12 protein-coding genes and 3 pseudogenes are annotated in these 18,108 nt (G+C 61.4%); 10 read left to right on the top strand and 5 right to left on the bottom strand.

The window, feature by feature from the left end:
- Positions 1 to 86: 86 nt before the first annotated feature.
- The 10 genes and pseudogenes from JFV26_RS27765 (at position 87) to JFV26_RS27720 (ending at position 12,192) form a co-directional block, all read left to right on the top strand.
- The gene (locus tag JFV26_RS27765; RefSeq protein WP_201196799.1) at positions 87 to 1,244 is read left to right on the top strand and encodes an efflux RND transporter periplasmic adaptor subunit; all 1,158 of its coding nucleotides are present in this window, start codon (positions 87 to 89) and stop codon (positions 1,242 to 1,244) included.
- A gap of 15 nt (positions 1,245 to 1,259) precedes the next feature.
- Positions 1,260 to 4,350 (top strand): annotated as a pseudogene (locus tag JFV26_RS27760) (multidrug efflux RND transporter permease subunit).
- Between the two features lie 134 nt (positions 4,351 to 4,484).
- Positions 4,485 to 5,126, top strand: coding sequence for a DUF1345 domain-containing protein (locus JFV26_RS27755; RefSeq protein ID WP_201196798.1), 642 nt, complete (start codon positions 4,485 to 4,487; stop codon positions 5,124 to 5,126).
- 76 nt (positions 5,127 to 5,202) lie between these two features.
- Complete coding sequence (locus tag JFV26_RS27750) at positions 5,203 to 6,042, top strand: AraC family transcriptional regulator (RefSeq protein WP_201196797.1); 840 nt, start codon at positions 5,203 to 5,205, stop codon at positions 6,040 to 6,042.
- 52 nt (positions 6,043 to 6,094) lie between these two features.
- A complete protein-coding gene (locus tag JFV26_RS27745; protein WP_201196796.1) occupies positions 6,095 to 6,703 on the top strand; it encodes a LysE family translocator in 609 nt (202 codons plus the stop codon).
- Positions 6,704 to 6,841: 138 nt separating this feature from the next.
- Positions 6,842 to 7,867, top strand: coding sequence for a LacI family DNA-binding transcriptional regulator (locus tag JFV26_RS27740; protein WP_342215487.1), 1,026 nt, complete (start codon positions 6,842 to 6,844; stop codon positions 7,865 to 7,867).
- A gap of 164 nt (positions 7,868 to 8,031) precedes the next feature.
- The gene (locus tag JFV26_RS27735; RefSeq protein ID WP_201196795.1) at positions 8,032 to 8,814 is read left to right on the top strand and encodes a sugar phosphate isomerase/epimerase family protein; all 783 of its coding nucleotides are present in this window, start codon (positions 8,032 to 8,034) and stop codon (positions 8,812 to 8,814) included.
- A pseudogene (locus JFV26_RS27730) lies at positions 8,807 to 9,780 on the top strand (sugar kinase). Before JFV26_RS27735 ends, JFV26_RS27730 begins: the two are co-directional and overlap by 8 nt.
- Positions 9,781 to 9,894: 114 nt before the next feature.
- A complete protein-coding gene (locus tag JFV26_RS27725) occupies positions 9,895 to 11,193 on the top strand; it encodes an MFS transporter (protein ID WP_201196794.1) in 1,299 nt (432 codons plus the stop codon).
- A gap of 21 nt (positions 11,194 to 11,214) precedes the next feature.
- A complete protein-coding gene (locus JFV26_RS27720; RefSeq protein WP_201196792.1) occupies positions 11,215 to 12,192 on the top strand; it encodes an NAD(P)-dependent oxidoreductase in 978 nt (325 codons plus the stop codon).
- 94 nt (positions 12,193 to 12,286) lie between these two features.
- Here the strand turns inward: JFV26_RS27720 and JFV26_RS27715 are convergent, their stop codons facing one another.
- From JFV26_RS27715 to JFV26_RS27700, 5 genes and pseudogenes are all read right to left on the bottom strand, one after another.
- On the bottom strand, positions 12,287 to 13,474 hold the full coding sequence (locus tag JFV26_RS27715) for a pyridoxal phosphate-dependent aminotransferase (RefSeq protein WP_201196790.1): 1,188 nt from the start codon (positions 13,472 to 13,474) through the stop codon (positions 12,287 to 12,289).
- 40 nt (positions 13,475 to 13,514) lie between these two features.
- Complete coding sequence (locus JFV26_RS35055) at positions 13,515 to 14,378, bottom strand: methyl-accepting chemotaxis protein (RefSeq protein WP_446739953.1); 864 nt, start codon at positions 14,376 to 14,378, stop codon at positions 13,515 to 13,517.
- A pseudogene (locus tag JFV26_RS35050) lies at positions 14,373 to 15,140 on the bottom strand (MCP four helix bundle domain-containing protein); the annotation flags it as partial. The gene JFV26_RS35055 and the pseudogene JFV26_RS35050, both read right to left, overlap by 6 nt.
- Before the next feature lie 368 nt (positions 15,141 to 15,508).
- Positions 15,509 to 16,651, bottom strand: coding sequence for a glycerate kinase (locus JFV26_RS27705; RefSeq protein ID WP_201196786.1), 1,143 nt, complete (start codon positions 16,649 to 16,651; stop codon positions 15,509 to 15,511).
- A 287-nt stretch (positions 16,652 to 16,938) separates the two neighbouring features.
- The gene (locus JFV26_RS27700; protein ID WP_201196784.1) at positions 16,939 to 18,057 is read right to left on the bottom strand and encodes a sugar diacid recognition domain-containing protein; all 1,119 of its coding nucleotides are present in this window, start codon (positions 18,055 to 18,057) and stop codon (positions 16,939 to 16,941) included.
- Between the last annotated feature and the right edge of the window lie 51 nt (positions 18,058 to 18,108).

Raw genomic sequence — 18,108 nt, 5'->3', positions numbered from 1 at the left:
ACAATTTCACACAGCGACTACAAAGCTTCACCGCTACTCTCGTCGCCTCCCCGTAGGATGCTGGGGGTCATTATTGGGGTATTCACATGTCAAAGAATCTGCTTGCCACGCTCAGCCTGATTGCACTGGCGTTGACACTGAGCGCTTGTGACAAGTCCTCGACCGCTGAAGAAGCGGCGCCACTGGCCAGCGTGCGCATCGAGACCATCGAAGCGCGGCCACTGGCGATCACCAGTGAACTGAGCGGGCGGATTGCCGCGCCGCGGATTGCAGAAGTCCGCGCCCGGGTGGCCGGCGTTGTGCTGCAACGCACCTTCCGTGAAGGCAGCGACGTGAAACAGGGCGACGTACTGTTCCGCATCGACCCAGCGCCCTTCAAGGCTGACCTCGACAGCGCCGAAGCATCATTGCGCAAGGCCGAGGCCAATGCGTTCCAGGCCAAACTGCAAGAGCAGCGCTATTCACAGCTGATCGAAGGCAATGCCATCAGTGGCCAGGACTATGACAACGCCCGGGCCAGTGCCCGACAAACCGCCGCTGACGTGGCCGCCAACAAGGCTGCCGTGGCACGGGCGAAACTGAACCTGGGTTATGCCACCGTCACCGCGCCGATTTCCGGTCGCGTCGGGCGGGCACTGGTCACCGAAGGCGCGCTGGTCGGGCAGAACGAAACCACCCCGCTGGCGTTGATCCAGCAACTGAACCCGATTCACGCCGACCTGACCCAGTCGACCCGGGAACTCAACGACCTGCGTCGGGCCTTCCGTTCCGGTCAGTTGCAGCAGGTCGGCCAGGACCAGGTCAAGGCCACGCTGATTCAGGATGACGGCAGCCTCTACCCGCTGCCGGGCAAACTGCTGTTTGCTGACATCACGGTCGATCCGGGCACCGGACAGATCATCCTGCGCAGCGAGTTCCCTAACCCGGACCTCGACCTGCTACCCGGCAGCTTCGTTCGCGTGCGTCTGGAACAAGCCGTGAACCAGCAAGGCATCAGCGTGCCGCAACGGGCCATCCAGCGTGACAGCGCCGGGGTTGCCCAGGTACTGCTGCTCGACGCGGACCAGCGTGTCGGCCAGCAACCGGTGCAACTGGGCGCGGTACAGAACGATCGCTGGATCGTCACCGGTGGGCTCAAGCCGGGCGACCGCATCGTCACCGAAGGCCTGCAACACGCCAAGCCCGGCGAGAAAGTCCAGATCGACGACACCCCTCTTCCACTTGCCCAGGTGACTGGTCAGTAAGCAGGACGCTTTTTTATGCCGCAGTTCTTTATCGACCGCCCGGTGTTTGCCTGGGTGCTCGCGTTGTTCATCCTGCTGGCCGGTGCCCTGGCCATTCCGCAGTTGCCGGTGGCGCAGTACCCCGTGGTCGCGCCGCCGCAAATCGAAATCTACGCCGTGTACCCGGGCGCTTCGGCGCAAACCGTGGACGAGAGCGTGGTCAGCCTGATCGAAGAAGAGCTCAACGGCGCTGATCACCTGCTGTATTTCGAATCCCAGAGCAGCCTGGGCAGCGCCACCATCACCGCAACGTTCCAACCCGGCACTGACCCGGAAATGGCTCAGGTGGATGTGCAAAACCGTCTGAAAATCGTCGAATCGCGCCTGCCGCAAGCGGTCACGCAACAAGGGCTGCAAGTGGAGAAAGTCTCCGCCGGTTTCCTGCTGCTGATCACCCTGACCTCCAATGACGGCAAGCTCAACGATGTGGCGCTCAGCGATTATCTGGCGCGTAACGTGATGAACGAGATCAAGCGTCTGGACGGCGTCGGCAAGGCGCAATTGTATGGCGCCGAACGGGCCATGCGGATCTGGATCGACCCGCAGAAGCTGATCGGGTTCAACCTCACGCCAGCCGATGTGAATGCCGCAGTCGTTGCGCAAAACGCCCAGGTGTCGGCCGGCAGCATTGGCGATCTGCCGACCCGCACCACCCAGGAAATCACCGCGACCATCCTGGTCAAAGGCCAGTTATCGACACCTGAAGAGTTCGCCGACATCGTGCTCAAGGCCAACCCCGATGGTTCCACGGTGCGCATCGGCGACGTGGCGCGGGTCGAGATCGGCAGTCAGGAATATCAATTCTCCACTCGCCTGAACGGCAAACCCTCCACCGCCGTCAGCGTGCAGCTGTCACCTGGCGCCAACGCCCTGAGCACCGCGACGCTGGTGCGGGCGAAAATGGACGAACTGTCACGCTATTTCCCGGCAGGCGTGGAATACAAGATCCCGTACGACACCTCGCCGTTCGTCAAGGTCTCGATCACCAAAGTGGTCTACACCCTCGGCGAGGCGATGTTGCTGGTGTTTGCGGTGATGTTCCTGTTCCTGCAAAACATCCGCTATACGCTGATTCCGACCCTGGTGGTGCCCGTGGCGCTGATGGGTACTTTTGCGACCATGCTCGCGCTGGGTTTCTCGATCAACGTGCTGACCATGTTCGGCATGGTGCTGGCCATCGGCATTCTGGTGGACGACGCCATTGTGGTGGTGGAGAACGTCGAGCGGATCATGGTCACCGAGGGCCTGTCGCCCAAGGACGCAACGCGCAAGGCCATGAAGCAGATCACCGGCGCCATTATCGGCATCACCCTGGTGCTGGTGGCGGTGTTCATCCCCATGGCGTTCATGCCGGGTTCGGTGGGTGTGATCTACCAGCAGTTCTCACTGTCGATGGCCACCTCGATCCTGTTCTCGGCGTTCCTCGCCCTGACCTTGACCCCGGCACTGTGCGCCACCCTGCTCAAACCGATTGCCAAGGGTGAACACCACGCCAAGGGCGGTTTCTTCGGCTGGTTCAACCGCCGTTTCGAACAACTGACCGAGCGTTATCAAGGTTGGGTCGCCTATGCGTTGAAGCGCACGGGTCGTTATCTGTTGATCTACGGCGTACTGCTGATTGGTCTGGGCGTTTGCTTCAGTCGCCTGCCCTCCTCGTTCCTGCCGGTGGAAGACCAGGGTTACACCCTCACCGATATTCAACTGCCGCCGGGCGCCAGCAAGAATCGCACGGTGAAGGTGGTGGAGCAGATCGAAGCGCATAACGCCACGGAACCCGGCGTGGGCGACAGCACGGTGATTCTCGGTTTCAGCTTCTCCGGCAGCGGCCAGAACGCGGCGCTGGCGTTTACCACCTTGAAGGACTGGTCGCAGCGCAGCAGCAATGACTCGGCGACTTCGATTGCCGATCGAGCCAACATCGCCCTGAGCCAGATCAAGGACGCCGTGGTTTTTGCCGTGCTGCCCCCCGTGAACGGCCTCGGCACTTCCAGTGGTTTCGAGTTCCGCCTGCAGGACCGCGGCGGCCTCGGCCATGCCACGTTGATGCAGGCGCGCAGTCAATTACTGGCAGCGGCCGAAAAAGTCCGATCCTGGCCAACGTTCGCGAAAGCGCCCTGGCCGAAGCGCCGCAGGTGCAACTGGAAGTCGACCGTAAGCAGGCGAACGCGCTTGGGGTTTCCTTTACGGATATTGGCAGCGTGCTGTCCACTGCGGTCGGTTCGGCCTACATCAATGACTTCCCCAATCAGGGACGGATGCAGCGTGTTGTGGTTCAGGCCGAAGGTGATCAACGTAGCCAGGTAGCAGACCTGCTGAAGATTCACGTGCGCAACAACGACGGCAAAATGGTGCCGCTGTCGGCCTTCGTCCAGGCCAAATGGACCCAGGGGCCGGCGCAATTGACCCGTTACAACGGTTACCCGGCCATCAGTATTTCCGGCGAACCGGCACCCGGCCACAGCACCGGTGAAGCCATGGCGGAAATCGAACGGCTGGTGGCGCAAGGCCCGGCGGGGTTGGGCCAGGAATGGACCGGCCTGTCGTTGCAGGAACGCCTGTCCGGCAGTCAGGCGCCGATTCTGCTCGGTTTGTCGCTGCTGATCGTGTTCCTGTGCCTGGCGGCGCTGTATGAGAGCTGGTCGATTCCGACGTCGGTGTTGCTGGTGGTGCCCCTCGGTGTACTCGGTGCGGTACTGGCGGTGACCTTTCGCGGGATGCCGAACGATGTGTTCTTCAAGGTCGGGCTGATTACCATCATCGGCCTGTCGGCGAAGAACGCGATCCTGATCATCGAATTCGCCAAAAGCCTGTACGACGAAGGCCACGACCTGATCGACGCCACACTGCAAGCCGCGCGGTTGCGGTTGCGACCGATTGTGATGACGTCGCTGGCGTTCATCCTTGGCGTGGTGCCGTTGGCAATTGCCACCGGGGCCAGCTCGGCGAGCCAGCAGGCGATTGGCACCAGCGTAATCGGCGGAATGATTACCGCGACATTGGCGGTGTTGTTTGTGCCGGTGTTTTTGTGGTGGTGATGAAACTCGTACGCAAGCGCCACAAGGATTAATGGCACATTCAATATCGGGTATGTAAACCCGCTCCCCTTAGGAGCTGCCGAACGCGGCCCGAGCCTTCGGCAGCGCCTACAAAAGCCCCGTCACCTGAGCTATGGTGGGGAGAATTCTGTTTCTGTGAGTTCTCATGCCCCTACTCGCCCGCACCCACCCTCGCCTGTCCGCCGCTGCCACACTTGGCATCGCGGTCGGCATTCTGGCTCCGGCCGATTCGATCATCAGCAAAATCCTCATTGGCTGGAATGTCGGGGTCTGGACTTACCTGGTGTTGATGGTCTGGCTGGCTACGCGCGCCAAGGCACCGGACGTCAAACGCCTTGCCGAGATCGAAGACGAAAATGCCGGGCTGGTGCTGTTCGTGGTGAGCATTGCGGCGATTGCCAGCCTGGCGACCATCACCTTCGAACTGGCCGGCAGCAAAGACCTGGAAACCTCGCGCAAGCTGCTGCATTACGCCTTTACCGCGGCGACAGTCATTGGCTCGTGGTTGCTGATCGGGGTGATTTTCAGCGTGCACTATGCCCGCCTGTTCTACACCTGGGACGGCAAGGAACCGGCGCTGCGGTTTGCCGAGGGCCTGACCACTCCCAACTACTGGGACTTTCTGTACTTCTCGTTCACCATCGGCGTCGCGGTGCAGACGGCGGATGTCGGCGTGGCCACCCGAACCATGCGCAAGATTGTGTTGGCGCAATCGCTGATCGGTTTTGTGTTCAACACGGCGATTCTCGGGTTTTCGATCAACATTGCAGCGGGACTGTTCGGCTAGTGGCTGCACAAACGTTCTAGGCCGCCGCCGGGTTGCAGGCGTTTAATCAGTCGGCAATCCGTCTCACAGGTGCAGCATGACTTCGCACAACTGGATCGACCTGGCGCAGGACGCCGACACCGGCATCGAAACCTTGCGCGCGCATTTCGAAGGCCACGCCTACGACCCGCACTGGCATGACAGTTACCTGGTGGGCGTGACGGAGCAAGGCGTGCAGCAATTCAACTGCCGGCGGGCCAGGTATCAAAGCACGCCAGGCAAGGTGTTTCTGCTGGAGCCGGGTGACATCCACGACGGTGAAGCGCCCACCGAAGACGGCTTCACTTACCGCATGCTGTACCTCGACCCGCAATGGCTGGAGCGGGAACTGGGCGCGCTGTTCGAAGATGCGCCACTCAACAGCCAGTTGAGTTTCGCCAACACCCTGACCACTGATCCGCAATTGGCCCATGCCACCAGTCTGGCGTTCCAGACCCTGCACGGTGGCGAACTGAAAATCGTCCGCCAAACCGCCCTTGACGGGTTGCTCGAGCGCCTGACCAGCCATCTGCATTGGCGCACCCGTTACGACGAAGACCCACGCCTGCCGCTGGTGGCGCAAAAGGCTCGGGAATACCTGCACGCCAACGCCCACCTCGACATCGGCCTCGATCAACTGGCCGACGCCACCCGCGTCGATCGCTTTCGCCTGACCCGCGCGTTCAAGGCTGCCTACGGTTTGGCGCCCCACGCCTATCTGGTGCAACTGCGCCTGTCCAAGGCCCGACGAATGCTTGCCAGCGGCGCGCAACCAGCGGCAGTCGCCATGGAGTTGGGGTTTGCTGATCAAAGTCATTTGGGCCGTTGGTTCGTGCGTGCTTATGGCCTGACCCCGGCGATGTACCGCAAACGCTGCTCAAATCTTCCAGACAGGTGACTCGGGGATTGTGAAGATCGAGCTCAATGATCTTCAGCGGAGTTTGCCTGTCATGTTCCCCTCTTTCCCGACGTTCCTGCCCTTCCTGTTGTTTGCGTTTGTCGCCTCCATCACCCCCGGCCCGACCAACATTCTGGTGTTGAGCAACAGCGCCCGCTACGGTTTGGCAGCGGCGGTTCCGATCATCTTCGGTGCGTGTGCCAGTGCGGCAACCATCGTGTTGCTGGTCGGCACGGGCGCCGGTTCTTCGCTGACGTCGTTGCCCGGCGTGCAAACCACGATGCAGTGGGCCGGTGTGGCGTGGCTAAGCTACCTGGCGTGGCAGATTTTCTTCGCCCCGGCCGAGGCCATCAGCACTCAAGCGCCTCAGGCTCGGCTTGGAATGGTCGGCGCCGCCAGCTTGCAGTTGATCAACCCCAAGACCTGGATGATGGCGCTGGCCGTCGTCAGTGTGTTCGCCGGGAACGGCGAACAACGCTTGGTGCATGTGGCGTTTTTGTCGCTGGTGTTTTTTGTGATTTCACTGCCGTGCCTGGGCGTCTGGGCGGTGCTGGGCGCAGGATCCACACGATGGTTGCGCTCGCCCCGGTCGATGCAGCGTTTCAATCGGCTGATGGCCCTGCTGTTACTGGGATCGGCGTGGTTAAGCATGTGGGTCTGAGCACCACCGGTCGGTGTCCAGGACGAGATAGCTAACCATTCACTTGACGGGGGATTTGGTTTTGGTGTTTCCTGAAACCGGTTTCAGCGCAAAATCAAAGCGCTGGACCTAATAATTCCAATAAGAAGGTTCCAGACCGTGAACACTTTTTCCGCCGCCCAGCGCAGCCGCGTCACCATGCTTGATGTTGCCCGGCACGCCGGGGTCTCCAAGGCCAGCGTTTCGCGCTTCATCGGCGATGACCGTGCCCTGCTCTCCGATGCCATTGCCCAGCGCATCGAGCAGGCGATCAGCGCGCTGGGCTACCGCCCGAACCAGATGGCCCGTGGCCTGAAGCGTGGGCGAACCCGCCTGATCGGTATGCTGCTGGCCGATATCCGTAACCCTTATTCGATTGCCGTGATGCATGGCGTGGAAACCGCGTGCCGTCAACACGGCTACAGCCTGGTGGTGTGCAACACCGACCGCGACGACGAGCAGGAACGTCAACACCTGGCGTTGCTGCGCTCTTACAACATCGAAGGCTTGATCGTTAACACCCTCGGCCATCACCGCGATGAACTGCGCGAACTGCATCGGGAAATACCGCTGGTGCTGGTGGATCGCAAGATCGAACAACTCGAAAGCGACCTGGTGGGCCTGGACAATCCGGCCGCCGTCGACATGGCCCTCGCGCACCTTGAACAACGCGGCTACCGCGATGTGCTGCTGGTGACCGAACCGTTTGACGGCACCAGCTCGCGGATTGAGCGGGTGAGCAGTTTCAAGGCGCAGATCGAGCAGCGTTCGGCGCTGCAAGGGGCTGTTGTCGAAACCGACAGCAACCTGACCTCCCGTTTGAAAACCTTCCTCGACACACCGGGCCCAGGGCCGAAAGCGCTGTTCTGTGCCAACGGGATTGCGGCGTTGGCCAGCACTCATTCGTTGCGGGAACTGGGGTGCAATCTGTTTGAGGAAGTCGGACTGATCGCTCTCGATGATCTGGACTGGTATCCATTGGTAGGCAGCGGGATTACCGCCCTTGCCCAGCCGACGGCAGAGATCGGCGCGAGTGCGTTTGAGTGTTTGCTCAAGCGTTTACGCGGGGATATCGGGCCGGTGCGGACGGTGGATTTTGCGGCGCGGTTGATTGTGCGCGGGTCAACGCTTGGGGATTTTCGGTGATTGTGCCGACGCCATCGCGAGCAGGCTCGCTCCCACAGGGGATTTGTGTACGCCGCCAATCCAATGTGGAAGCGAGCCTGCTCGCGAAGAGACCTTCAAGAACCCCACACAAATTGCCGCCTTTTTTTGAACAAAAATGAAACCGGTTTCAGAGGTAGATAACAATGAATAAACCACCCGTTTCCATCAGCCTCTCCAGCTATGGCGCCGACCTGGTCCGCCAGCGCGGCCAAGGCAGTTTTGTCGACGTATTGGCCGCCGCCGGCGCCACGCGCATCGAATGGCGCGAAGAGTTGTTGACGGTTGAAGACCCGGAGCAACTGGCCGATGCCACCCAGGCTCATGGCCTGGAAAGCGTCTATTCCTCGCCCATCGAGCTGTGGCTCGCCGGTCAGTCGAAACCCAATCCCGAGCTCGCCATAACCCTGCAACGGGCCCAGACCTTTGGCGCCAAATGGCTGAAAGTCTCGCTCGGTTACTTCACCGACAACAACGATCTCCAGGCGTTGGCCCGGCAACTGAGCCAGAGCCCGGTGCAACTGCTGGTCGAAAACGACCAGACCTTGCACGGAGGGCGCATCGAACCGTTCCAGCGTTTCTTCAATGAAGTCGAGCAGCACAACCTGCCGATCAAAATGACCTTCGACATCGGCAACTGGCAATGGCAAGACCAGTCCGCCGCCAGTGCCGCGCGGTTGCTCGGTCGGCATGTCGGTTACGTGCACTGCAAGGCTGTGGCCCGCCGGGCCGACGGCAAACTGGTGGCAATGCCGCCCGGCGCCGCCGACCTGCATCTGTGGGAACAACTGTTGCGGCACATGGCCCAAGGCGTAATGCGGGCGGCGGAATATCCACTGCAAGGCGATGACCTGGTGCAACTGACCACCGAACACGTCGCCACCCTCGCCCGCCTCGGTCAATCACGGTTGGAGAACGCACATGTCTGAGATCGATATTCTGTCGTTCGGCGAAACCATGGCGATGTTCGTCGCCGAGCAGAACGGTGATCTGGCCGAGGTTGGCCATTTTCATAAACGCATTGCCGGGGCCGACAACAACGTCGCCATCGGCTTGTCGCGGTTGGGGTTCAACGTCGCCTGGCTGAGCCGGGTCGGCGCTGATTCCCTGGGTCGCTTTGTGATCGATACGCTGGAGAAAGAAGGCCTGGATTGCCGCCACGTCGATATCGACCCGGCACACCCCACCGGCTTTCAACTCAAGTCGCGTACCGATGATGGCAGCGACCCGGTGGTCGAGTATTTTCGCCGTGGTTCGGCAGCCAGTCACTTGTCGGTGCAATCGATTACCGCGCAACTGCTCAGCGCCCGGCACTTGCACGCCACCGGCATTCCGCCGGCGCTCTCGGCCAGTGCCCGGAGATGTCTTTTGAATTGATGACCCGCATGCGCGCAGCCGGTCGCAGTGTGTCTTTCGACCCAAACCTGCGCCCGAGCCTGTGGGCCAGCGAGCAACAAATGATCACCGAGATCAACCGCCTCGCCGCCCTAGCCCATTGGGTGCTACCGGGTTTGAGCGAGGGTCGTTTGCTGACCGGGTTTGAAGACCCGGCCGACATTGCGGCGTTTTACCTCGATCAGGGTGCCGAAGCCGTGGCGATCAAGCTCGGGCCGCACGGCGCTTATTACCGCACGCATCTGGACCAGGGTTTTGTGGCCGGTGTGCCGGTGGAAACAGTTGTCGATACCGTCGGGGCTGGCGATGGCTTTGCCGTTGGGATGATCAGCGCTCTGCTGGAAAACCACAGCTTTGCCGACGCCGTGCAGCGCGCCAACTGGATTGGCAGTCGTGCGGTGCAGAGCCGGGGGGATATGGAGGGATTGCCGACCCGCCGTGAGTTACCCGCCAAGTTCCAGGACGCCATTCGCGAGCAAGCTTCGCTCCTACAGGGTTAGCGCATCGCCTGTAGGAGCGAGCGGTGCGACTTGCCCGCGAAAAGGCCTGCCCGGCCACTGAACATTTAGACCGTTACCTGCTGCGACAAAAACAACAAGCTCAGGAGCACCATCATGAAAACTGCAACGCTCGCCGCCCGCCGCTGGTGGTACATCATGCCCATCGTGTTCATCACCTACAGCCTGGCGTACCTCGACCGCGCCAACTACGGGTTCGCTGCCGCTTCCGGGATGGCCGCCGACCTGATGATCACGCCGGGCCTGTCGTCCATGCTCGGTGCGCTGTTCTTCCTCGGCTACTTTTTCTTCCAGGTACCGGGCGCGATCTACGCCCAGAAGCACAGCGTCAAAAAACTGATTTTCGTCAGCCTGATCCTCTGGGGCGGCCTGGCCACCCTGACCGGGATCGTCTCCAACGCCTATTGGCTGATCGTTATTCGCTTCATGCTTGGCGTGGTCGAAGCGGCGGTTATGCCGGCGATGCTGGTGTACCTGTGCCACTGGTTCACCCGTGCCGAACGCTCCCGGGCCAACACCTTTCTGATCCTCGGCAACCCGGTGACCATGCTCTGGATGTCGGTGGTGTCAGGCTATCTGGTGCAGCATTTCAGTTGGCGCTGGATGTTCATCGTCGAAGGTCTGCCAGCGGTGATCTGGGCGTTTATCTGGTGGCGGCTGGCCGATGAGCGTCCGGCCCAGGCCCAGTGGCTCAGCGACCAGGAGAAACACGACTTGGAAAGTGCGCTGGCGGCCGAACAGGTTGGCATCAAAGCCGTGAAGAACTATGCCGAAGCCTTCCGCTCGCCAAAAGTGATCGTGCTGGCCTTGCAGTTTTTCTGCTGGAGCATTGGCGTCTACGGTTTTGTGCTGTGGCTGCCGTCAATCCTCAAGGCTGGCTTGCAGATGGACATGGTTGAAGCTGGCTGGCTCTCGGCGCTGCCGTACCTGGCAGCGGTGATCGGCATGCTCGCGGTATCCTGGGGCTCGGACAAGTTACAAAAGCGCAAACGCTTTGTCTGGCCGCCGCTGCTGATCGCCTCGATTGCGTTCTACGGCTCCTACGCCTTGGGCGCTGAACATTTCTGGTGGTCCTACACTTTGCTGGTAATCGCCGGGGCCTGCATGTACGCACCTTACGGGCCATTCTTTGCGATTGTCCCGGAAATCCTCCCGGCCAACGTTGCCGGTGGTGCCATGGCGCTGATCAACAGCATGGGCGCGCTCGGCTCGTTTGGCGGCTCTTATCTGGTCGGCTATTTGAACAGCACCACCGGTTCGCCCGGCGCATCTTATCTGTTGATGAGCGGCGCGTTGATGCTCTCGGTGGTGCTGACGATTTTCCTCAAGCCCGGCGCCAGTGACCGGGTCGTGGCCAAGGCTGTTGTGAAACGGCCGATGGCTGCTCACCCTTGAATTGAAGTTGAGACGATGACGATGAACAAGCAGGTTGTGCTGTACAAGAAACTCTCGCCGCTGCTGATGGCTCGCTTGCATGAGCAGACTGACGTGACCCTGATCGAAAGCCTGGATGCCGAGGGTCTGGCCAAGTTGCGCGCGGCCCTGCCCCGGGCTCAGGGTTTGCTCGGCGCCAGTCTGAAACTGGACGCTGCGTTGCTCGACCTCGCACCGAATCTGGAAGCGATTGCCAGCGTTTCGGTGGGCGTCGACAACTACGACATCGATTACCTGACCGAACGGCGAATCCTGCTCAGCAACACCCCGGACGTGCTCACCGAAACCACCGCCGACACCGGTTTCGCGCTGATCCTGGCCACCGCCCGACGCGTAGTAGAACTGGCCAACCTGGTTCGCGCCGGCCAGTGGAACCGCAACATCGGCCCCGCGCAGTTTGGCACCGATGTACACGGCAAAACCCTCGGCATCATCGGCATGGGGCGCATCGGTGAAGCGCTGGCCCAGCGCGGGCATTTCGGCTTTGGCATGCCGGTGATCTACCACAGCCACTCACCGAAACCTGCAGTGGAGCAGCGTTTTGATGCGCAATACCGCAGTCTGCCCGAGCTGTTGCAGCAAGCGGATTTTGTCTGCCTGACTTTGCCACTGACCGCTGAAACCGAAGGGTTGATTGGTGCCAGGCAGTTCGCCTTGATGCGCCCTGAAACGATCTTTATCAATATTTCACGGGGCAAAGTGGTGGACGAAGCGGCGCTGATCCAGGCGTTGCGTGACGGGCAAATTCGCGCGGCCGGGCTGGATGTGTTCGAGCGCGAGCCGCTGAATCAGGATTCGCCGTTGATGCAGTTGAACAACGTAGTGGCGACGCCGCATATCGGCTCGGCGACCCACGAGACGCGGGAGGCGATGGCCAAGTGTGCGGTGGACAATCTGCTGATGGCGTTGGCGGGTGAGCGGCCGATGAATCTGGTGAATGTTTCAGCCTGGAACGCTTAAAGATCAAAAGATCGCAGCCTTCGGCAGCTCCTGCAAGGAATTGAGTACACCCCGTAGGAGCTGCCGCAGGCTGCGATTTTTTTGCTTCAACCCATCAGGCGCGCTGCGCTTCCAGAAGATCCGCAGCACAAAGGGCAATCCGTCGACACGCATCCGCCAGCTTCACCTGATCCACCACCAACCCAAGTCGAATATGCCCCGCCGCGCTCGGCCCGAATGCCTCGCCCGCCAGCACCGACACCCCATACCCCTCCAGCAACCGCTCGGCAAACCCCTGAGCACACAGCCCGGTCTGGCGTACATCGACCATCACGAACATCCCGCCATCCGGCTTGATCGGCCGAATGCCCGGGCACGCGTTCAACCGTGCGCACACCAGGTCCCGGCGCTGGCGATATTCTTCGCGCATCTGCGCCACTTCCGGCAAGTCCCCGTCCAGCGCAACTTGCGCGGCGTTCTGCACGAAATCCGGAATCCCGAACAGCATGCACAACGACAGGTGCACCAAGTGTTCGGCCAAGGGTTTGGGGCCAATCACCCAACCCACTCGCCAGCCGCTCATGGCGTGGGATTTGGACAGGCTGTTAATGGTCGCGGTGCGCTCGGCCATACCGGGCAAACTGGCCGGGCTGATGTGCTCGCCCTCGTACAGCAAGTCGCTGTAGACCTCATCGCTGATCAGCCACAAGTCGTGACGAACGCAGAGCACCGCCAGTTCCTGCCAGATCAACAATGAAAGGCTGGCACCAGACGGATTGTTCGGACTATTGAGCAAAATGACCCGGGTTTTGGGGGTGATCAGCGCCGCGACATCGGCCGGATCCACCCGAAAACCGTTCTCCGGACGCACCGCCACCGGTACCACTTTTGCCCCGCAGGCCCCGAAAACACCTTCGTAAGTGACGTACATCGGTTCGGCGACGATCACTTCATCGCCCGGATCCAGCAGGCATTGCACCACCGAATACACCGCGCATTGCGCCCCCGGCAACACAATCACATGCTCGGCATCCACCGCCTGACCGCTGCGTCGCCGATGCCGGCTGGCGATGCTGTTGCGCAACGCCCGTGTGCCGCGAACGTCCGAGTAATGAGTGTCGCCGGCCAACAAGCTGTCGATGGCCGCCTGGACGATGAGCTTGGGCGTGTCGAAATCCGGATCGCCCACCGACAGCAGCAGTACATCAACGCCCTGCTCACGCAACTCCAGCGCTCGATCATGAATCTGCCAGGCCGCCGCTCCGTCACCGGCGATGCGTTGGGTCAGGGCTGAATAGCGCATGTACTTCTCCTGTCGCGCGTGTTCCAGTCTCAACCCTATCTCAAATTACAAAACGCGCCACCATCGCATTCAAATCCACCGCCAAACGCGACAGTTCGTGGGTAGCGGTGCTGGTCTGGTTGGCACCGGCGGCAGACTGGATAGCCAGGTCACGAATGTTGACCAGGTTGCGGTCGACTTCACGGGACACCTGGGCCTGCTCTTCCGAAGCACTGGCGATGACCAGGTTGCGCTCGTTGATCATATGGATTGACTGAGTGATCTGCTCGAGCGCAACCCCGGCGGCGCGGGCCATTTCCAGGGTGCTGTGGGTGCGCTGGTTGCTTTGTTGCATCGAGGAGACTGCCTCGCCGGTGCCGTTCTGAATACCAGCGACCATTTTTTCGATTTCCTGGGTCGATTGCGCGGTGCGATGGGCCAGCGCCCGAACTTCGTCCGCCACCACCGCGAACCCACGTCCGGCTTCACCGGCACGGGCCGCTTCGATTGCGGCGTTGAGCGCCAGCAGGTTGGTTTGTTCGGCGATGGCGCGGATCACGTCCAGTACCTTGCCGATGTCGCGCCCCTGAGCCGCCAGGCCTTCGATCATCACCGAGGTGTTTTGCACGTCGTGGGTCATGGTCTGGATCGCCTCAACGGTTTCCACCACGCGGTTGCGACCTTCACGGGCAGCCTGGGTCGACTGGTTCGAGGCTTCGGAGGTCGACACCGCGTTGCGCGCCACTTCTTCCACGGCGGCGGTCATTTCATTGACGGCGGTGGCGGCCTGTTCGATTTCGTTGTTCTGTTGCTGCAGGCCCCGCGAGGCTTCTTCGGTGACAGCACTCAGTTCTTCGGCGGCGGCGCCCAACTGGGTCGCGGAGCCAGCGATCTGTTCAATGGTTTTGCGCAGGTTGGCTTGCATGGCGGACAACGCGCCGAGCAGGCGGGCCGGTTCGTCGCTACCGTCCACTTCGATAGTTTTGGTCAGGTTGCCGCCGGCAATGGTTTCGGCTGCCTGCACGGCACGGTTCAACGGTTCGACGATGCTGCGGGTCAGCAGCCAGGCCAGCAGCACGGTCATCAGGGCTGCTACCACCGCCACCGCGATGATGCCGTTAATGGCGAAGTCATATTGGTTGCTGGACGCCGCGTCGGCCGCTGTTGCGTCAGCCTTGTTGATGGCGATCAGCTTGTTCAACTGCTCGCCCATTTGATCGGTGCCGTCCTTGATCTTGGTATTGATCAGGCTGCGCATGTCATCCAGCTTGTTCTGTCGCGATAAGTCCATCATCTCGCGCTGGGATTGCAGGTAGTTGTCCAGCGTCGTGGCGAATGCCTGGTACAACGCCTTTTCCTCGCCTCCGGCGGGCAATGCGGCATAACTGGCCTGCGCCTGCTTGACCTTGTCCACCAGCACAGTGATTCGGGTTTCGGCTTCTTGCAGACCGGCCGCTTCACGGTTCACCAGCACACGGAACGAGAGAATGCGCAGGCGCAGGACGTTTTCAGTCATGACGCCGAGGAAGGTGATGCTGGGCAGTTGATTGCTTTCCATGTCCACGGAGGCCTGTCGGATGATCGACATGCGACTCACGGCAAACACGCCCAGCACGATAACCAGCAAGGCAATGAAGGCGAAACCCAGGAAAGCTCGAGGCGCGATGTTCAGATTACGCAGGGACATAGGATGATTCTCAGTGATTGAGGCTTCGAGCATCCGTGCCATGATCGCTGTCAGGCGGACACGTCGACCGGCCGGATCAGCTTAGCGCAGCTTTTGGAATAAGTTTCTGCGCGCCTATGAGGGTTATCGGCCGGGCTTGAGTTTTTTTGCGGGGTAAGTGGAAATATATTTCATGAGGCTACGAGTGTTTCAGCGCTGAAACACAGGGATGGATGCCCCCTGTAGCAGCTGCCGAGCCGCGCGAGGCTGCGTTCGGCGGCGAAGCCGTCGCAATACCAGGCACGGTAAGCCAGGAAAACCTCGCGTGCAGGGCTGACGACGGCTTCGCCGCCGAACGCAGCCTCGCGCTGCTCGGCAGCTGCTACGGGTCAGGTTTTGGGGGTAGCGATGCGCCAAACCCGGGCAATATCACTCGCCCGCTCGCGCAACAACCGCGGCGCTTCGGCGCACGCCTGCTCCAGCGTCATCGGCCCACTGGCCAACGCAAACGCCGCATCAATCCCATGCTCATACAACGCCTGATAGCCCTCACCCAAGGTCCCGGCAATCACAATCACCGGCACACCCTGCTGTCGCGCAATCCGCGCCACGCCAAACGGTGTCTTGCCGCGCAAGGTCTGGGCATCGAATCGGCCTTCGCCGGTAATCACCAGGTCCGCACCGTTGATGGCGTCAGCCAGGCCAACCAGTTCGGCGACCACTTCTACGCCAGCCTGAAACTGCGCACCGAGAAACGCCTTGGCCGCAAACCCCAGACCACCTGCCGCGCCGCTGCCCGGCTCATCGCGTACGTCATTATCCAGTGCCTGTGCGCACAGATCGGCAAAGTGCCCAAGGGCTTGGTCCAGTTGCTGGACCTGTTGCGGTGACGCTCCTTTTTGCGGCCCGAAAATCGCCGAGGCACCGTGGGGCCCGCACAGCGGATTGTTGACGTCGGCGGCGATGTCGAAGCGCACGGTGTTCAGGCGTGGATCGATAGCACTCAAGTCGATGCGGGCCAGTTGTGCCAGTGCCAAGCCACCGGGGGCGAGTATTTGGCCATGCGCGTCGAGCAACTTCACGCCCAAGGCCTGCATCGCCCCGGCGCCGCCGTCATTGGTGGCACTGCCGCCAATCGCCAGGATCACCCGTTGCGCCCCGGCATCCAGTGCCGCGCGGATCAGTTCACCGGTGCCAAACGTGCTGCTGATGCACGCATCCCGTTGCCCCGGCGGCACCCGTTGCAAGCCGCTGGCCTCGGCCATTTCGATGATCGCGGTGTAGTTGTGCTGCAACCAGCCCCAGGCGGCTTCGACCGCTGCGCCCAGCGGGCCGCGCACGGTGGCGCGACGCAATTCACCGGCGCACGCCGCCAGAATCGACTCGACCGTCCCTTCCCCGCCGTCGGCCATCGGGCATTTGACCAATTGCGCATCCGGCCAGACCTCGACCAACCCGAGCGCGATGGCATCGGCTACGCCCTGGGCACTCAGGCTGTCCTTGAACGAATCGGGGGCGATGACGATTTTCATGAGAATTCTCCAGTTCCAATGCCTCCATGCTGCCAGTTGCCCGCAACGATGACGCCGGTCCGCTGCACAAGCGGGTATGGCGTTTATTGTTCATTTCTACAAATTGCCCCGTCGAACGCCGGACGTAGCAGCTGCCGAGCCTGCGAGGCAGCGTTCGGCGGCGAAGCCGTCGCCAAGCCAGACACTGCGGTGTGTCAGGAAAACCTTGCACTCCGGGTTTGCGACGGCTTCGCCGCCGAACGCAGCCTCGCGCAGCTCGGCAGCTGCTACGAATCTGCGCTTGGTCTTTATGGCGCGTCGGTTTGGGGGAGAAGCTGCACACCCAGGTAAAGCGCCAGCATCCCATCCAGGCGCAACGGATCAACCCCGCTCAACTCGGCAATCCGCTCCATTCGATAACGCAAACTGTTGCGATGGATGCCCAGCGCATCGGCACAGGCCTGGCTCTGGCCGTCGTGGTCGCACCAGCAACGCAAGGTCGCCAGCAGTTGGCCGTTGTTGTCCCTGGCAATGACTTTGCGCAACGGCTTGAGCAATTCGTCCAGCGCATCGTCGTTGCGGTGGCGCCAGAGCATCACCGGCAGCCGATAACGGTTCAGCGTCAGCAACCGCGAGCGCGGCAACACATCACGCCCATAGGCCAGCAGGTCCCCGACCCGCCGATAGCAGCGGCGCAACCCCGGCAATCCATCGGCCTGCCCACCCACGGCGATGCGCAGAATGTTCCAGCCCAGGCCATCGAGTTTTTCCAGCAGCCGTTCATGCTCAATCACCTGATTCGCCGGCCGGCACCACAGCAGCGAAGACTTCGCGGAGCTGACGCACCAACTGTCAGGGTATCGACTGATCAACCAGGCGCTAAGCGCTTCGACGGTTTGCCCCGGTCCATGCTCCATGCCCAATTCAAACAGGTAAGGCACCCGCGTCAGTTGTGGCTTGAGCCCAAGTTGTTGCGCCTCGTCGACCAGGCGTGGCGAGTCCCCGGCGTCGGTCAGCAGCAACGCGAGCAAATCATCGCAACGCTGGCGCCGCCATTGCTGCTCGGCCTGTTGGTTGCGCTGGCCCACCAGCATCTCGGCGGTCATGCGCACCAGTTCGGCGTAGGTGCGCAGTTGCTCCGGTTCGCCGGTAATGCCCAGCACGCCGATCAGCCGTTGATCGAGCAACAGCGGCAGGTTAATGCCCGGTTGTACACCTTTGAGGTGAATCGCCGTTTGCGCGTCGATCTCCACTACCCGCCCATTGGCCAGCACCAGTTGCGCGCCTTCGTGGCGAGTGTTGATGCGCTCGGGCTCGCCGCTGCCCAGGATCAGCCCCTGACTGTCCATGACATTGACGTTGTAAGGCAGGATAGCCATCGCCCGGTCGACGATGTCCTGGGCCAGGTCGTGATCGAGTTCAAACATTGGGCAGATCCTTGAAAACGTGGTGGGACGGGTTGTTCACCCGCACAGGCC

The sequence above is a fragment of the Pseudomonas sp. TH31 genome (assembly GCF_016650815.1).
Classification (GTDB): Bacteria; Pseudomonadota; Gammaproteobacteria; order Pseudomonadales; family Pseudomonadaceae; genus Aquipseudomonas.
The sequence above is the reverse complement of the archived record's forward strand: the minus strand, read 5'-3'. Positions and strand labels throughout refer to the sequence as shown.